Origin of the sequence: Xanthomonas nasturtii, from assembly GCF_023337365.3 — a bacterium.
Classification (GTDB): Bacteria; Pseudomonadota; Gammaproteobacteria; order Xanthomonadales; family Xanthomonadaceae; genus Xanthomonas; species Xanthomonas nasturtii.
This window is the reverse complement of the sequence record NZ_CP142084.2, coordinates 2605790-2621709: the sequence shown is the minus strand read 5'-3', so window position 1 is coordinate 2621709 and position 15920 is coordinate 2605790. Positions and strand designations below refer to the sequence as shown.

Sequence of the window (15920 nt, the reverse complement as noted above, 5' to 3'; positions counted from 1 at the left end):
TCGCTCCTGGCGGACCACGCAGCAGCACGCAGCACAAGGATCGATCGATGTCACTGAAGCACTTCTTGAACACGCAGGACTGGAGCCGGGCCGAGCTGGACGCGCTGTTGACCCAGGCCGCGCTGTTCAAGCGCAACAAGCTGGGAAGCGAGCTGAAGGGCAGGTCGATCGCGCTGGTGTTCTTCAACCCCTCGATGCGCACCCGCACCAGTTTCGAGCTGGGCGCGTTCCAGTTGGGTGGGCATGCGGTGGTGCTGCAGCCGGGCAAGGATGCGTGGCCGATCGAGTTCAACCTGGGCACGGTGATGGACGGCGACACCGAAGAGCACATCGCCGAAGTGGCGCGCGTGCTGGGCCGCTATGTCGACCTGATCGGCGTGCGCGCGTTTCCGAAGTTCGTCGACTGGTCCAAGGACCGCGAGGACCAGGTGCTCAAGAGCTTTGCCAAGTATTCGCCGGTGCCGGTGATCAACATGGAGACCATCACCCACCCGTGTCAGGAGCTGGCGCATGCGCTGGCGCTGCAGGAGCACTTCGGCACGCAGGATCTGCGCGGCAAGAAGTACGTGCTGACCTGGACCTATCACCCCAAGCCGCTGAACACCGCGGTGGCCAATTCCGCGCTGACGATCGCCACCCGCATGGGCATGGACGTGACCCTGCTGTGCCCGACGCCGGACTACATCCTGGATCAGCGCTACATGGACTGGGCGGCGCAGAACGTGGCCGAAAGCGGCGGCTCGCTGCAGGTCAGTCACGATATCGACAGCGCCTATGCCGGCGCCGATGTGGTGTATGCCAAGAGCTGGGGCGCGTTGCCGTTCTTCGGCAACTGGGAACCGGAAAAGCCGATCCGCGACCAGTACCAGCACTTCATCGTCGACGAACGCAAGATGGCGCTGACCAACAACGGCGTGTTCTCGCATTGTCTGCCGCTGCGTCGCAACGTCAAGGCCACCGACGCGGTGATGGATTCGCCCAACTGCATCGCCATCGATGAAGCCGAGAACCGTCTGCATGTGCAGAAGGCGATCATGGCCGCGCTGGTGGGCCAGAGCCGCCCGTGAGCCACCACACGCATCGCTATGCCGCCCGTGTCACCTGGACCGGTGACCGCGGGCAGGGTACGCACAACTATCGCAGCTATGGCCGCGAACACGAGATTGCCATTGCCGGCAAGCCGCCGATCGTCGGGTCCTCGGACCTGCTGTTTCGCGGCGATGCGGGGCTGCACAATCCCGAAGATCTGCTGGTGTCGTCGCTGTCGGCCTGCCACATGCTGTGGTACCTGCATCTGGCTGCCGAGTCCGGCATCGTGGTGCGCGGCTACGTGGACGATGCGCTGGGCTGCATGCTGACCAATGCCGACAGCGGCCGCTTCAGCGAAGTGGTGCTCAAGCCCACGGTGACGATTTCTGCCGGCGACCCGGCAACCGCCGAGGCATTGCATCATCTCGCCCATCAGGCCTGTTTCATTGCAAATTCGGTCAATTTCCCGGTGCGCTGCGAACCGCGCATCGTGGTTGCGGACTAACTTTTTCCCTTGCCCCCAGGAACTTCGTCATGAGCAGCAAAGATATCGTCCTCGCTTTTTCCGGTGGTCTCGACACGAGCTTCTGCATTCCGTATCTGCAGGAACGCGGCTATGCGGTGCACACCGTGTTCGCCGACACCGGCGGGGTGGATGCCGAAGAGCGTGAGTTCATCGAGAAGCGTGCCGCCGAACTGGGCGCGGCCAGCCATGTCACCGTCGACGGCGGCCCGGCGATCTGGAAAGGCTTCGTCAAGCCGTTCGTGTGGGCGGGCGAGGGCTACCAGGGCCAGTATCCGTTGCTGGTGTCGGACCGTTACCTGATCGTGGATGCCGCGCTCAAGCGCGCCGAAGAACTGGGCACGCGCATCATTGCGCACGGTTGCACCGGCATGGGCAACGATCAGGTGCGCTTCGACCTGGCGGTGAAGGCCTTGGGCGATTACCAGATCGTGGCGCCGATTCGTGAAATCCAGAAGGAACATACGCAGACGCGTGCATATGAGCAGAAGTATCTGGAAGCGCGCGGTTTCGGCGTGCGTGCCAAGCAGCAGGCCTACACCATCAACGAGAATCTGCTGGGCCTGACCATGTCCGGCGGCGAGATCGACCGTTGGGAAGCGCCGGGCGAAGGTGCACGCGGCTGGTGCGCGCCGCGCAGCGCGTGGCCGACCGAGGCACTGACGGTGACGCTGAAGTTCGTCGAAGGCGAAGCGGTGGAACTGGATGGCAAGCCGCTGCCGGGCGCGAAGATTCTGGCCAAGCTCAACACCTTGTTCGCGCATTACGGCGTGGGCCGTGGCGTGTACACCGGCGACACCGTAATCGGCCTGAAGGGCCGCATCGTGTTCGAAGCACCGGGCTTGATTTCGCTGCTCACCGCGCACCGTGCGCTGGAAGATGCAGTGCTGACCAAACAGCAGAATCGCTTCAAGCCGGACGTGGCGCGCAAGTGGGTGGAGCTGGTGTACGAAGGCTTCTATCACGACCCGCTCAAGACCGATATCGAGGCGTTTTTGAAGTCCTCGCAGTCCAAGGTCAACGGCGAAGTCGTGCTGGAAACCCGCGGCGGCCGCGTCGATGCGGTGGCGGTGCGTTCGCCGCACCTGCTCAACACCAAGGGCGCGACGTATGCGCAGTCGGCCGACTGGGGTGTGGAAGAAGCCGAAGGCTTCATCAAGCTGTTCGGGATGAGCTCCACGCTGTATGCGCAGGTGAATCGCTGAGGTTCTAAAGCCCCTCTCCCCTCGGGAGAGGGGTTGGGGTGAGGGTACGGAGCGAAGCTCTCGAGATGTTCAGTGCACTAGGCTTCGCCCGCACCCTCATCCGCCCCTTCGGGGCACCTTCTCCCGAGGGGAGAAGGAATAGCTTCGATGAGATGAGCTGTTTGCACACCTTCCTTACTTCCGTTTAGCCGCTGCTTCGGACCTTTGATCGAACCGATATGACCGATCTACTCGCATCCACCCTGACGCACCTGGAAACGCTGGTGTCCTTCGACACCCGTAATCCGCCGCGTGCGATCGCTGCCGAGGGCGGCATCTTCGATTACTTGCGTGCGCAGCTGCCCGGTTTCCAGGTCGAGGTGATCGACCACGGTGCCGGCGCGGTGAGCTTGTATGCGGTGCGTGGAAAGCCCAACTACCTGTTCAATGTGCATCTGGACACCGTGCCGGATTCGCCGCACTGGAGTGCCGACCCGCACGTGATGCGGCGCACCGACGACCGCGTGATCGGTCTGGGCGTGTGCGACATCAAGGGCGCGGCAGCGGCATTGGTGGCGGCGGCCAATGCCGGCGATGGCGACGCGGCGTTTCTGTTTTCGTCCGACGAAGAAGCCAACGACCCGCGCTGTATCGCGGCGTTTCTGGCGCGCGGCCTGCCGTATGAGGCGGTGCTGGTGGCCGAGCCCACCATGAGCGAAGCGGTGCTGGCACACCGTGGCATCAGTTCGGTACTGATGCGGTTTGCCGGCCGTGCCGGGCATGCATCCGGCAAGCAGGATCCGTCTGCAAGCGCCTTGCACCAGGCCATGCGCTGGGGCGGCAAGGCGCTGGATCATGTCGAGTCGCTGGCGCATGCACGCTTCGGCGGATTGACCGGATTGCGCTTCAACATCGGCCGTGTCGATGGCGGCATCAAGGCCAACATGATTGCGCCGGCGGCCGAGCTGCGGTTCGGATTTCGCCCGTTGCCGTCGATGGACGTGGATGGCTTGCTGGCGACCTTTGCCGGGTTTGCCGACCCGGCAGCGGCGCATTTCGAAGAAACCTTTCGCGGACCGAGTCTGCCCTCCGGCGACATCGCGCGTGCAGAAGAACGTCGCCTGGCCGCACGCGACGTGGCCGATGCGCTGGAGTTGCCGATCGGCAACGCAGTGGACTTCTGGACCGAGGCCTCGCTGTTTTCGGCAGGCGGCTACACCGCGCTGGTCTACGGCCCGGGCGATATCGCGCAGGCGCATACCGCCGATGAGTTCGTCACGCTGGCGCAGTTGCAGCGTTACGCCGAGTCGGTGCACCGCATCATCAACGGTTCCCCGTAACCGCCCCCGCGCCGGGCGCCTTTCTTTCCTCTTTCGATCACGGCAATGTCCCTCCCAACACAGCCCCACAAACAGACCCGCCAGACCATCGTGCGCCTGCTCTCGAGCATGGCCAGCGCGAAGGAGATCAGCCAGTACCTGAAGCGTTTTTCGCAGCTGGATGCCAAGCGCTTTGCAGTGGTCAAGGTGGGCGGCGCGGTGTTGCGCGACGACCTGGACGCACTGACCTCGTCGCTGTCGTTCCTGCAGGAAGTGGGGCTGACCCCGATCGTGCTGCACGGCGCCGGCCCGCAGCTGGACGCGGAGCTGTCTGCGGCAGGCATCGAAAAACAGACCGTCAACGGCCTGCGGGTGACTTCGCCGGAAGCATTGGCGATCGTGCGCAAGGTATTCCAGGCCTCCAACCTCAAGTTGGTGGAGGCGCTGCAGCAGAACGGCGCGCGTGCGACCTCGATCACCGGTGGCGTATTCGAGGCGCAGTATCTGGATCGCGAGACGTATGGCTTGGTCGGTGAGGTCAAGGCGGTGAATCTGGCGCCGATCGAAGCCAGCTTGCAGGCCGGCTCCATCCCGGTGATCACCAGCCTGGGCGAAACGCCCAGCGGGCAGATCCTCAACGTCAACGCGGATTTCGCCGCCAACGAGCTGGTCCAGGAACTGCAGCCGTACAAGATCATTTTTCTCACCGGTACCGGCGGACTGCTGGATGCCGATGGCAAGCTGATCGATTCGATCAACCTGTCCACCGAGTTCGATCATCTGATGCAGCAGCCGTGGATCAACGGCGGCATGCGGGTGAAGATCGAGCAGATCAAGGACTTGCTCGACCGGCTGCCGCTGGAATCGTCGGTGTCGATCACCCGGCCCGCAGATCTGGCCAAGGAGCTGTTCACGCACAAGGGCTCGGGCACGCTGGTGCGGCGCGGCGAGCGCGTGCTGCGTGCCACTGCGTGGGACGAACTGGATCTGCCGCGGCTGACCTCGCTGATCGAATCCAGCTTTGGCCGCACCCTGGTGCCGGACTATTTCAGCACGACCAAGCTGCTGCGTGCCTATGTGAGCGAGAACTACCGCGCGGCGGTGATTCTTACCGACGAAGGCCAGTTCGGTGCGGGCAGGCTCACGTATCTGGACAAGTTCGCGGTGCTCGACGATGCGCAAGGCGAGGGCCTGGGCCGCGCGGTGTGGAACGTGATGCGCGAAGAAACGCCGCAGCTGTTCTGGCGCTCGCGTCACAACAACCAGGTCAATATCTTCTATTACGCCGAATCCGACGGCTGCATCAAGCAGGAGAAATGGAAAGTGTTCTGGTACGGGCTGGAGAACTTCGAGCAGATCCAGCATTGCGTGGCGCATTGCGCGACGCGTCAGCCGACCCTGCTGGGCTGAGTGCGATGACCACCACGGCGTTGCCATCGCTCTGGCGCGAACTGCCCACCTTGCGCGGGCAGCACGCCACCCTGGAGCCGCTGCAGGCCGCGCATGCCGATGGTTTGCGCAAGGCGTTGGGCGACGGTGCGCTGTCGCGGCTGTGGTACACCAACGTGCCCGCGCCGGAGCAGGTCGACGCGTACATCGCTGCCGCGTTGGAAGCGCGCGCAGATGGTGCGGCTTTGCCGTTCGTGGTGCGCGACGCGGCCGGCGATATTGTCGGTTGCACACGCTATTACGGCCTCGATACAGCGGTGCCCAGGCTGTCGATCGGCTACACCTGGTACGCACCGCGCGTGCAGCGCAGCGGCGTCAATACCGAGGCCAAGCTGATGCTGCTGCACCACGCCTTCGAAACGCTGGAATGTCTGAGCGTGGTGTTCGAGACCAGTTGGTTCAATCACACCTCACGCGCGGCGATTGCGCGGCTGGGCGCAAGGCAGGACGGCGTGCTGCGCAATCACACCCGCCACGCCGACGGCACGCCGCGCGATACCGTGGTGTTCTCCATCATCGATACGGAATGGGCCGCGGTGAAACGCCACCTGCAGTTCCGCCTGGAAGCAAACGCATGACTGCTCAAACAACGACAACGATCGGGATTGTCGGCGCCCGCGGGCATACCGGTTCGGAATTGATCAAGCTGGTGCAGGCGCACCCGCATCTGCAACTGGTTTTTGTGTCCTCGCGTGAACTGGGCGGCCAGCGCGTGGCCGAGCATAACCAGTCCTATGAGGGCGAGTTGCATTACGAAAGCCTGGATGCCGAGGCGGTCGCTGCCAAGGCCGCCGACGTGGTGATTCTGGCCTTGCCGAACGCCAAGGCCGAGCCTTTCGTCGCAGCGATCGACGCAGCCAGGCCGCAGACGTTGTTGATCGATCTGTCCGCCGATTACCGCTTCGATCCGGCCTGGTACTACGGGCTGCCGGAGCTGACGCGCGCCAAGTACACCGGGCAGAAGCGCATCAGCAACCCGGGCTGCTATGCCACTGCCATGCAACTGACCATCGCGCCGTTGCTCGATCAACTGGCCGGCCCGCCGCAGTGCTTCGGCGTGTCCGGCTATTCCGGTGCGGGCACCACGCCCTCGGACAAGAACAACCCCGCGTTGCTGGCGGATAACCTGATGCCGTATGCGCTGACCAACCATATGCACGAGCGCGAAGTGTCTGCGCAGCTCGGCGTGCCGGTGGAGTTCATGCCGCACGTGGCGCCGCATTTCCGTGGCATCACCATGACCGTCAACCTGTGGCTGCAGCAACCGCTCACACGTGAGCAGATCCAGGCGCGTTACGCGCAGCGTTATGCCGATGAACCGCTGATCGAGATCGTCGATGAAGCGCCGTGGGTCAGCCGCATCGCCGGCAGGCATGGCGTGCAGATCGGCGGCGTGACGCTGGCGCCGGGCAACAAGCGCGTGGTGGTGGTAGCGACGCTGGACAACCTGCTCAAGGGCGCGGCGACGCAGGCGATGCAGAATCTCAACCTGGCGTTTGGCTGGGACGAATTAATGGCAATTCGTTGATGCGAGTCCTTCGCAAGAGCCCGCACATCCGTGTACGGGGATTTGAACCGGATTTATTTCGAGACGCTCTCCAATGACCAATCTGTTGTGGCAAAAACCCGGCGTGGCAGTGGATGCCAAGATCCAGAGCTTTCTGGCCGGCGACGACGTCATCCTGGACCGCGAATTCTTCCTGCACGACATCGCTGCCAGCAAGGCGCATGCGCAGGGGCTGCAGCACATCGGCATCCTGTCGTTGCAGGAACTGGGCGGGCTGAGCGAGCAGCTCGATCTGCTGGCCGACGACTTCCGCAGCGGCGCATTCGTGCTCGATGCGCAATACGAAGATTGCCATTCGGCCATCGAAGCGCGCCTGACCGAGCGTCTGGGCGATGCCGGCCGCAAGATCCACACCGGGCGCAGCCGCAACGATCAGATCCTGGTCGCCACGCGGCTGTGGTTGAAGGACAGGCTGCAGCGTGTGGCCACGCTTGGCGCGGAGATCGCCAAGGTGGCGCTGGACCGCGCGCAGGCCGAGGCCGATCTGCCGGTGCCCGGTTACACGCACATCCAGCGTGCGGTGGTGTCGTCGGCCGGCATGTGGTGGGCAGGTTGGGCAGAAGCCTTTATCGACAATGCAGTGCGCGCCACCGACACCTTGCAGCTGGTGGACAGCAATCCGCTCGGCACCGCCGCCGGATACGGCGTGAACCTGCCGCTGGATCGCGCGCATACCACCGCCGAGCTGGGGTTTGCGCGCCTGCAGGTCTCGCCGATCTACGCGCAGCTCTCGCGCGGCAAGTACGAGCTGGCCGCCCTCGAAGCGCTGGGCAGCGCCACGCTGGATCTGCGTCGCATCGCCTGGGATCTGTCGCTGTTCACCAGCGGCGAATTCGCTTTCGTCGCGTTGCCGGCGCAGTACACCACCGGCAGCTCGATCATGCCGAACAAGCGCAACCCGGACGTGATCGAACTGATGCGCGCCACCCACGCCAGCGTGGCCGCCGCGCGCACCGAGATAGAACAGCTGCTGTCGCTGCCCTCCGGTTACCACCGCGACCTGCAGAGCAGCAAGGGCGCGATCGTGCACGGGTTCGGCCGCGGGCTTGCGGCGCTGGAGCTGCTGCCGGCGTTGCTGGCCAATCTGGAATGGCGCCCGGACAAGCTACGCGCAGCCATCGATTCGGGCATGTACGCCACCGATGTAGCGGTGGAAGCGGCCGTGGCGGGGGTCCCGTTCCGCGAGGCCTACAAGGCCGCAGCCGAAGCATCCGACACTGCCGGGCAGGGGCGCACGCCGGAAGGCAGCCTGGCGGCGCGGGTGTCGCCGGGCGCCGCCGCAGATTTGCAACTGGACGTGTTGCATGCCCGTTGGGAGGCGCTGCGCTGATGACCATGATCAGTACCGAGACCGCAGAGCATTATCCCTGGGGCGAGGCCTGCGAAGGCTGGCATCTGTTGCGCGACCCGAACCTGAGCGTGCTGGAAGAGCACATGCCGCCGGGCGCTGCGGAGTTGCGCCACCGTCACAGTCGCGCGCGGCATTTTTTCTATGTGTTGTCCGGCGAGGTGATGCTGCAGCTGGACGGGGAGCAGCATGTGCTGCGCGCCGGCCAGAGCCTGCACGTGCCACCCGGTTCTACCCATCAGATGCACAATCTTGCGGACGTGGAAGCGCGCTTTCTGGTGATTTCCACGCCGTTCGGTCGCAACGAGCCTACGACTGCTGGCGAAAGCGAGGCAGGCTGATGTCCACACGTTATCTGGTGCTGGCGATGCGCAATCCGCAGTTTCCTGCCGATGTGGTGGAGCCGCATCGTGCCTTTCTCGACGCGCTGCGGGCGGCCGGGCAACTTGAATTGACCGGTGGTTTCAGTGATCGCAGCGGTGGGGCGTATGTGCTGGTCAATGTCGCCAGCCTGGAAGCGGCGCAGCAGATCGTCGCGCGCGACCCGTTGGCGTTGCGCGGTGCTTCTGCGCTGACCGTGTATGAGTGGAACACGCACTGAGCACGCCGCCACCATGAGTACACCTGCCAGCCCGTTGTCGCCGTTTACCGAGCAGTTGCTGCCGCCGTGGCGCCGCGCCGTGCTCAAGGTCGGCAGCAGCCTGCTCGCCGCCGATGGTGGTGGCCTGTCGCCGCGCTTCGCACTGGGGCTGGCGCAGTTCGTCTCGGCCAACCTGGCGGCGGGGCGCGAGCTGGTGATTGTGTCCTCGGGCGCAGTGGCGGCGGGCCGTGCCATCCTGCCGAAAGCGGCGGATGTCGGCGCACCGATTGCGGCACGTCAGGCGTTGGCCGCGCTTGGTCAGGCACAGTTGATTGCGTTGTGGCAGCGCTTTTTCGAGCGTCCGGTGGCGCAGGTGCTGCTCACCCATGACGACTTGCGCAATCGCCGGCGGTATCTCAATGCGCGCGCCACCTTGGGCGAATTGCTGCGGCTGGGCGCGCTGCCGGTGATCAACGAAAACGACACCGTCTCGGTGGACGAGCTCAAGCTGGGCGACAACGACAACCTGGCGGCGATCGTCGCCGCACTGGTCGATGCCGATGCGCTGTTCATCGCCACCGATATCGACGGTTTGTACAGCGCCGACCCGCGCAGCAATCCGCTGGCGCGGCCGCTGGACGATGTGCCCGAATTGACCCCGCAGGTGCTGGCCATGGCCGGCGGCAGCGGCAGCAGCGTGGGCACCGGCGGCATGCGCACCAAGCTGGAAGCCGCCGCAAAGGCCGGCGCGGCCGGTATCGAAACCTATCTGTTCAACGGCCGCAGCGGCGAGGTGGTGCGCGCCCTGGCGCAGGACCGCCTGCGTGGCACGCGTATCCACGCCGCACGCACCCGCATCGCCGCGCGCAAGTACTGGCTGCGGCATGCACCGGTGGAGGCGGGTGCAATCCTGATCGATGCCGGCGCTGCCACCGCGCTGAGCCAGAAGGGCGCCTCGCTGCTGCCGGGCGGTGTGGCCGGCGCCGAGGGCGATTTCCGTCGCGGCGACATGGTGGAGATCCGCCTGCGCGATCAGGAGGGCGAACGTTGCCTGGCGCGCGGCGTCAGCCAGTATTCGGCGGTGGATATCCGCCGCATCGCACGCCGCCATTCGCGCGAGATCGACAGCGTGCTTGGGTATAGCTACGGCGAGAATGTGGTGCATCGTGACGACCTGGTGGTGTTGTAGCGCTGCATCGGCGCGGCGCGTGGAGCGCTCGCGGCGGTATCGGCGCGCGCTCCACCACGCGTTGGTCCATCAGTACGCACGGCCGCACAGCATCAATCGTTGCAAGCGCGACCGCTTTGGCTCTCTGCCGCGCTTTGCGCTACTTTCTGCTGCATTCTTGCCCGCCGAACGCTTCCACCATGTCCGATATCAAAACGCTGGCCCTGCAGTGCCGTGATGCCGCGCAAGTGCTCTCGCAACTTTCCGCGCAAGCCAAGCAGGACCTGCTCGAGGCGATGGCTGCCGCGCTGGATGCCGATTCGGCGTTGATCCTTGCCGCAAACGCACGCGATCTTGAAGCTGCCCGCGCCAAGGGCACCGGCACAGCCATGCTCGACCGGCTGGCACTGGACCACACCCGCCTGGCCGGTATCGCTGCCGCCTTGCGCGAAGTGGCGCAGCTGCCGGACCCGGTGGGTCAGGTCACCCGCGACGACATCCGCCCCAACGGCATCCGCGTGCAGAAGGTGCGCGTGCCGCTGGGCGTGATTGCGATGATTTACGAAGCGCGCCCCAACGTGACCGCCGATGCGGCGGCCCTGTGCATCAAGGCCGGCAATGGCGTGATCCTGCGCGGCGGCTCGGAGGCGATCCATTCCAACACCGCCATTGCCCGTGCACTGCAGCGCGCCTTGCGCGAGGCCAACGTGCCGGAAGCGGCGCTGACGCTGGTGGAGGATCTGCGCCGCGAAACCATGCTGGAGCTGTTGCAACTCAGCGACATCGTCGATCTGGCGATTCCGCGTGGTGGCGAAGGCTTGATCCGCTTCGTGGCCGAACACGCGCGCGTGCCGGTGATCAAGCACTACAAGGGCGTGTGCCATCTGTTTGTGGATGCATCGGCCGACGTCGAACTGGCGGTGCGTTTGCTGGTCGATGGCAAGACCAGCCGACCGTCGGCCTGCAATTCGCTGGAGACCTTGCTTGTGCATGCAGACATCGCCGAGCGTTTTCTGCCGGCCGCTGCGCAAGCGCTGCGCGAACGCAAGGTGGAGCTGCGTGGCGATGCGGCAACGCGTGCGCTGCTGCCCGATGTCGCGCCTGCCAGCGATGACGACTATGCCGCCGAATTCCTCGATCTGATCCTGTCCATGCGCGTGGTGCCGGACCTGGACACCGCGCTGGCGCATATCCGCCAATACGGCTCGGACCACACCGAAGTGATCGCCACGCAGAGCACCGCCAATGCCGAACACTTCGTGCAATCGCTGCGCTCGGCCGTGGTGATGGTCAACGCGTCCTCGCGGTTTTCCGACGGCGGCGAGCTTGGGCTAGGCGCCGAAATCGGCATCTCCACTACGCGTCTGCATTCCTATGGCCCGATGGGCCTGGAAGCGCTCACGGTGGAGCGCTTTGTTGTGCGTGGAGAGGGGCAGGTGCGCCACTGAAATGGCATGCGTTGCCGGTGCAGTCGTGTGGCGCTGTGCAGTGCAGCGCCACTTGCCGACATCGACTCGATCATGTGGCCTTCTTTTCTCCTCCAAGCACCGTGCTTATCCAATCATCGCTTGTTGGGGTAACGAAGCCAGTTCCTGACAGCCACACCTGTTTCCCGGCGCGGTCCCACTTTTCCATCTTTTCTTTGAATTGGGTGGGATAGTCGTTTGCCCTGCAGGCGATATTGCACCAGGGGTCGCAGACATAGATGTCCGCGTCCCAATCTGTCATGTCTGCAGGCAAGGTGCCTGCGCCTGGCACTGGGCCGACGATCGCGGCGGTGTGCGCTGTTCCATTGAAGAAGGCAAGGCGTGCGATCTGGTTGTGATCTTGCTGCAAATAGTGGACGGCCAGGGTCGCCAGTTCACCGCAGTTGTGCGCGTTTCCATCCATGGCCGCCGACACCACATCCTCTTCCAGGTCATCCACCTGCTGTCGCATCCGGTCGATCTCTGCAGTCGCCATGTGGATTCGAACGGCCTCCTCGAAGCCAGTGTTTTTGTTTTTGTTGCTCGATTTCAAGCGGGGCGCTTTGTAGTACTGGGCCCTGACGGACCGCATGACCTCGCTGACAGCCCTGAGGCTCGGCGAGAGCGGGAGCTGTCGTAAAGACGATCTGCTCGCACTCCTGCTAGGGCTCACGCTGCTCAGTCCTGCCAGCACGCCACTTGTCTGGTCGGGGCTGTTGACATGCTGCTGCTGCGTGTTACCCGCTGGCGGCTGCTGGGCCGGAGAACTTTCGGTATATGTGAGTCTTCCCGAATTGACACGATCGACGGAACCGCAAAGACCCATGAATGAGCACCTGATTGTTGAAGGCCGCTTCATCATGTGCAAGAACATCACTTTCGAAAAATGGAAGCGCGAAGCGACTGACTTATGCGCGAATCGTGGGCATCAGCATCGCCTCCAGCACGCGATGCGCGACCAATGGAATACTGAGCGATACATGGACTCTGGTGGTTCAGATGCCTGGACGGCGCCTTGCGATCAGTCTCCGTGTTCCCAACCCGGCAACCACGACCTTTGACACTCCCCCCGCAGGCCGCCGACTGCCTACAGTCGACGACTGCCCCCGCACGTTTCGGAGTCGTCGATGCGCCATTTTGCCGCCTGCCTGCTTGCCACCGCCATTGTTGCCGCCACCGGTAGCGCACTGGCGCAAACCTCGCCGATGACGCCGGATATCACCGGCAAGCCGTTCGTGGCAGGCGACGCCGCCAACGACTACATCAAGCGCGAAGTGATGATCCCGATGCGCGATGGGGTCAAGTTGCATACGGTGATCGTGCTGCCCAAGGGCGCCAAGCACGCGCCAATCGTGCTCACGCGCACGCCGTACGATGCCAGCGGCCGCACCGAACGGCTCGCCTCGCCGCATATGAAAGACCTGCTGTCTGCCGGCGACGACGTGTTCGTGGAAGGCGGCTACATCCGCGTATTTCAGGATGTACGCGGCAAGTACGGCTCGGAAGGCGATTACGTGATGACCCGGCCGCTGCGTGGGGCGCTCAACCCCAGCGAGGTCGACCACGCCACCGATGCCTGGGACACCATCGATTGGCTGGTGAAGAACCTTAAGGAATCCAACGGCAAGGTCGGCATGATCGGCTCGTCCTACGAAGGCTTTACCGTGGTGATGGCACTGACCAACCCGCACCCCGCATTGAAGGTAGCCGCGCCGGAGAGCCCAATGGTCGATGGCTGGATGGGCGACGACTGGTTCAACTACGGTGCGTTCCGTCAGGTCAATTTCGACTACTTCACCGGCCAGCTCAGCAAGCGCGGCAAGGGCAGCGGCATCGCGCGTCAGGGGCACGACGATTACAGCAATTTCCTGCGGGCCGGCTCGGCTGGCGAGTTCGCAAAGGCCGCCGGTCTGGAGCAACTGCCGTGGTGGCACAAGCTCACCGAACACGCCGCCTACGACAGCTTCTGGCAGGAGCAGGCGCTGGACAAGGTGATGGCGCGCACGCCGCTGAAGGTGCCCACGATGTGGCTGCAAGGCCTGTGGGATCAGGAAGACATGTGGGGCGCCATCCATAGCTATGCGGCAATGGAACCGCGCGACAAGAGCAACACGCTCAACTATCTGGTGATGGGCCCGTGGCGGCACAGCCAGGTCAACAGCGAGGCCAGTTCGCTGGGCGCATTGAATTTCGATGGCGATACCGCGCGCCAGTTCCGGCGCGATGTGCTGCGCCCGTTCTTCGATCAATACCTGGTCGATGGCGCGCCCAAGGCGAGCACGCCGCCGGTGTTTATCTACAACACCGGCGAGAACCATTGGGACCGCCTGCAGGCCTGGCCGCGCAGCTGCGACAAGGGGTGCGCTTCCACCAGCAAGCCGCTGTATCTGCAGGCCGGTGGCAAGCTGTCGTTCCAGCAGCCGGCTGCCGGGCAGGTGGGCGTTGAGGAATACGTGTCCGACCCGGCCAAGCCGGTGCCGTTCGTGCCGCGCCCGGTGGATTTTGCCGACCGCAGCATGTGGACCACCTGGCTGGTACACGACCAGCGTTTTGTCGACGGCCGCCCGGATGTGCTGACCTTCGTCACCGAGCCGCTGACCGAACCGCTGCAGATCGCCGGCGCACCGGAAGTACATCTGCAGGCGTCCACCAGCGGCAGCGACAGCGATTGGGTGGTGAAGCTGATCGACGTGTATCCGGACGAGATGGCATCGGACCCGAAGATGGGCGGCTATGAGTTGCCGGTGTCGCTGGCGATCTTCCGCGGCCGCTACCGCGAGAGTTTCAGCGCGCCCAAGCCATTGGCGTCCAATCAACCGCTGGCGTTCCAGTTCGGCTTGCCGACCGCCAACCACACGTTCCAGCCGGGCCATCGGGTGATGGTGCAGGTGCAATCCAGCCTGTTCCCGCTGTACGACCGCAACCCGCAGACCTACGTGCCCAATATCTTCTTCGCCAAGCCCGGCGATTATCAAAAGGCCACGCAGCGGGTGTACGTGAGCCCGGAGCAGCCCAGTTACATCAGTCTGCCGGTACGTTGACCACGCGGGCGCCGCGTGCCGGCGGCGCCCACACGTCTTCCAGCAACTGCGGGCGGCAGACCACCCAGGCGGCGGCCAGCTGCACCAGGATGCAGATGACCAGGAACACGAACGGGGAGGTCCAGCCGCCGCTCTGTGCGTGCAGCCAGCCGAACAGGAACGGTCCCAGGCAGCTCACCGCATAGCCCACGCCTTGCGAGAAACCGGACAGCGCTGCCGAACCGGCTGCAGTGCGGCTGCGCTGGTTCACCAGCACCAGCGCCAGCGGAAACGTGCTCGGCCCCAGGCCGAGCAGGGTCACCCACAGGATCGGTGCGGCCAGCGGCGCCCACCACAGCCCGGCGAATGCCACCAGATGACAGGCCGCGCACAGCAGCACGATCGGGAACGGGTTGCGCATGCGCACTGCCAGTGCCGGCATCGTCAGCGCCCCCACCATGCCCAGCGCCGCGAACAACGCCACCATGGTGCCGCCGAACGCGGGCGATGCGCCGGCTTCGCGCAGCAGCGTCGGCAGCCAGGTGAACATCGAATAGGTCACCAGCGAGGTCATGCCGAAGGTGATCGCCATGCTCCAGCCCAGTGCGGTCCGTGCAACGCGGCCTTCGGCTTCGGGCGTTGGCGTGACCGGTGCCGGGCCGGTGGCGCGGATGCGGCGGTGGTTGGTGTGCACCAGTGCCCAGGCCGCCAAGGCCAGCAACGCCGGCAGCACCCACACCACCATCGAGCTGCGCCACCCCAATGCATCGGCCACCGGCACTGCCAGCAGCGCCGGCAACAGCGTGCCCACCTGCAGCACGGTGATGTACAGCGTGCTGACGCGGCCGACGCGGTCGCCGAAGTAGCGCTTCACCAGCGGCGGCAACACCACGTTGCCCATGCCCATGCCGGCCAGCGCCACCAGCGAGCCGACCAGCAGCCCGGCGGTGCCCGGCAACAGCGGGCGCAACACCAGGCCAAGCGTGGCCAACGCCATCGACAACAGCGCCACGCGCAGCAAGCCGAAGCGGCGCAGCAATGCCGGCGTGGCCACGCCGGTGAGTGCGAACGCTGCAGTTGGCAACATGCCGAGCGCACCCATCGTGGGCGCGCCGAAGGCGTACTCGTCGGCGATGCGTTCCAGCAGCGGCGTCAACGACGTCACCGCGGTGCGCAGGTTGAAGGCGGAGAGCAGAATCGCAGCCAGCACCAGGCCGCGACCACGCAACTGGGCGGACGGAGAAGACGCGGCAGTGACAACAGACAT

General features: G+C 64.7%; 16 protein-coding genes. 14 read left to right on the top strand and 2 right to left on the bottom strand.

What is annotated here, in order from left to right; genetic code table 11:
* The first annotated feature begins 47 nt into the window (after window positions 1-47).
* From M3O59_RS11490 to M3O59_RS11435, 12 genes are all read left to right on the top strand, one after another.
* Window positions 48-1067, top strand: a complete 1020-nt coding sequence (locus M3O59_RS11490) for an N-acetylornithine carbamoyltransferase (protein ID WP_116904933.1) — start codon at window positions 48-50, stop codon at window positions 1065-1067.
* Window positions 1064-1534, top strand: coding sequence for an OsmC family protein (locus M3O59_RS11485; protein WP_116904932.1), 471 nt, complete (start codon window positions 1064-1066; stop codon window positions 1532-1534). The genes M3O59_RS11490 and M3O59_RS11485 overlap by 4 nt, the downstream gene beginning before the upstream one ends.
* Window positions 1535-1563: 29 nt before the next feature.
* On the top strand, window positions 1564-2757 hold the full coding sequence (locus M3O59_RS11480; RefSeq protein WP_249046870.1) for an argininosuccinate synthase: 1194 nt from the start codon (window positions 1564-1566) through the stop codon (window positions 2755-2757).
* A gap of 218 nt (window positions 2758-2975) precedes the next feature.
* On the top strand, window positions 2976-4076 hold the full coding sequence (locus M3O59_RS11475; RefSeq protein WP_116904931.1) for an acetylornithine deacetylase: 1101 nt from the start codon (window positions 2976-2978) through the stop codon (window positions 4074-4076).
* 45 nt (window positions 4077-4121) lie between these two features.
* Window positions 4122-5465 carry an acetylglutamate kinase gene (locus tag M3O59_RS11470; protein WP_116904930.1) on the top strand — a complete coding sequence of 448 codons (1344 nt, stop codon included), beginning with the start codon at window positions 4122-4124 and terminating at the stop codon, window positions 5463-5465.
* Between the two features lie 5 nt (window positions 5466-5470).
* Window positions 5471-6082: a GNAT family N-acetyltransferase gene (locus tag M3O59_RS11465; protein ID WP_116904929.1), complete on the top strand. Its 612-nt coding sequence runs from the start codon at window positions 5471-5473 to the stop codon at window positions 6080-6082.
* On the top strand, window positions 6079-7032 hold the full coding sequence (argC, locus tag M3O59_RS11460; protein ID WP_116904928.1) for an N-acetyl-gamma-glutamyl-phosphate reductase: 954 nt from the start codon (window positions 6079-6081) through the stop codon (window positions 7030-7032). The genes M3O59_RS11465 and argC overlap by 4 nt, the downstream gene beginning before the upstream one ends.
* Window positions 7033-7105: 73 nt before the next feature.
* The gene (locus M3O59_RS11455; RefSeq protein ID WP_116904927.1) at window positions 7106-8401 is read left to right on the top strand and encodes an argininosuccinate lyase; all 1296 of its coding nucleotides are present in this window, start codon (window positions 7106-7108) and stop codon (window positions 8399-8401) included.
* Window positions 8401-8760 (top strand): cupin domain-containing protein, encoded by a 360-nt coding sequence (locus M3O59_RS11450; protein ID WP_181920429.1) that lies wholly within the window; start codon window positions 8401-8403, stop codon window positions 8758-8760. Before M3O59_RS11455 ends, M3O59_RS11450 begins: the two co-directional genes overlap by 1 nt.
* The gene (locus M3O59_RS11445) at window positions 8760-9020 is read left to right on the top strand and encodes a YciI family protein (RefSeq protein WP_064633413.1); all 261 of its coding nucleotides are present in this window, start codon (window positions 8760-8762) and stop codon (window positions 9018-9020) included. The genes M3O59_RS11450 and M3O59_RS11445 overlap by 1 nt, the downstream gene beginning before the upstream one ends.
* A 13-nt stretch (window positions 9021-9033) precedes the next feature.
* Window positions 9034-10188: a glutamate 5-kinase gene (gene proB / locus M3O59_RS11440; protein ID WP_249046869.1), complete on the top strand. Its 1155-nt coding sequence runs from the start codon at window positions 9034-9036 to the stop codon at window positions 10186-10188.
* 179 nt (window positions 10189-10367) lie between these two features.
* Window positions 10368-11615 carry a glutamate-5-semialdehyde dehydrogenase gene (locus M3O59_RS11435; RefSeq protein ID WP_116904925.1) on the top strand — a complete coding sequence of 416 codons (1248 nt, stop codon included), beginning with the start codon at window positions 10368-10370 and terminating at the stop codon, window positions 11613-11615.
* Between the two features lie 70 nt (window positions 11616-11685).
* Here M3O59_RS11435 and M3O59_RS11430 read toward each other — a convergent pair whose 3' ends face one another.
* A complete protein-coding gene (locus tag M3O59_RS11430; RefSeq protein WP_239687003.1) occupies window positions 11686-12186 on the bottom strand; it encodes a hypothetical protein in 501 nt (166 codons plus the stop codon).
* Window positions 12187-12457: 271 nt separating this feature from the next.
* Between M3O59_RS11430 and M3O59_RS11425 the strand changes: the two genes are divergently transcribed.
* Complete coding sequence (locus tag M3O59_RS11425) at window positions 12458-12694, top strand: hypothetical protein (RefSeq protein WP_147308429.1); 237 nt, start codon at window positions 12458-12460, stop codon at window positions 12692-12694.
* A 66-nt stretch (window positions 12695-12760) separates the two neighbouring features.
* Complete coding sequence (locus tag M3O59_RS11420) at window positions 12761-14674, top strand: CocE/NonD family hydrolase (protein WP_116904924.1); 1914 nt, start codon at window positions 12761-12763, stop codon at window positions 14672-14674.
* Here the strand turns inward: M3O59_RS11420 and M3O59_RS11415 are convergent.
* The gene (locus M3O59_RS11415) at window positions 14655-15881 is read right to left on the bottom strand and encodes a CynX/NimT family MFS transporter (RefSeq protein ID WP_181920438.1); all 1227 of its coding nucleotides are present in this window, start codon (window positions 15879-15881) and stop codon (window positions 14655-14657) included. The two genes, M3O59_RS11420 and M3O59_RS11415, sit on opposite strands and share 20 nt — an antisense overlap.
* Between the last annotated feature and the right edge of the window lie 39 nt (window positions 15882-15920).

Bases quoted from the DNA above. Each gene is read 5' to 3' on its own strand.
- M3O59_RS11420 (WP_116904924.1), top strand. From the start codon at position 12,761: ATGCGCCATTTTGCCGCCTGCCTGCTTGCCACCGCCATTGTTGCCGCC.
- M3O59_RS11435 (WP_116904925.1), top strand. From the start codon at position 10,368: ATGTCCGATATCAAAACGCTGGCCCTGCAGTGCCGTGATGCCGCGCAA.
- M3O59_RS11455 (WP_116904927.1), top strand. From the start codon at position 7,106: ATGACCAATCTGTTGTGGCAAAAACCCGGCGTGGCAGTGGATGCCAAG.
- M3O59_RS11490 (WP_116904933.1), top strand. From the start codon at position 48: ATGTCACTGAAGCACTTCTTGAACACGCAGGACTGGAGCCGGGCCGAG.
- M3O59_RS11425 (WP_147308429.1), top strand. From the start codon at position 12,458: ATGAATGAGCACCTGATTGTTGAAGGCCGCTTCATCATGTGCAAGAAC.
- M3O59_RS11445 (WP_064633413.1), top strand. From the start codon at position 8,760: ATGTCCACACGTTATCTGGTGCTGGCGATGCGCAATCCGCAGTTTCCT.
- proB (WP_249046869.1), top strand. From the start codon at position 9,034: ATGAGTACACCTGCCAGCCCGTTGTCGCCGTTTACCGAGCAGTTGCTG.
- M3O59_RS11480 (WP_249046870.1), top strand. From the start codon at position 1,564: ATGAGCAGCAAAGATATCGTCCTCGCTTTTTCCGGTGGTCTCGACACG.
- M3O59_RS11475 (WP_116904931.1), top strand. From the start codon at position 2,976: ATGACCGATCTACTCGCATCCACCCTGACGCACCTGGAAACGCTGGTG.
- M3O59_RS11465 (WP_116904929.1), top strand. From the start codon at position 5,471: ATGACCACCACGGCGTTGCCATCGCTCTGGCGCGAACTGCCCACCTTG.
- M3O59_RS11470 (WP_116904930.1), top strand. From the start codon at position 4,122: ATGTCCCTCCCAACACAGCCCCACAAACAGACCCGCCAGACCATCGTG.
- argC (WP_116904928.1), top strand. From the start codon at position 6,079: ATGACTGCTCAAACAACGACAACGATCGGGATTGTCGGCGCCCGCGGG.
- M3O59_RS11450 (WP_181920429.1), top strand. From the start codon at position 8,401: ATGACCATGATCAGTACCGAGACCGCAGAGCATTATCCCTGGGGCGAG.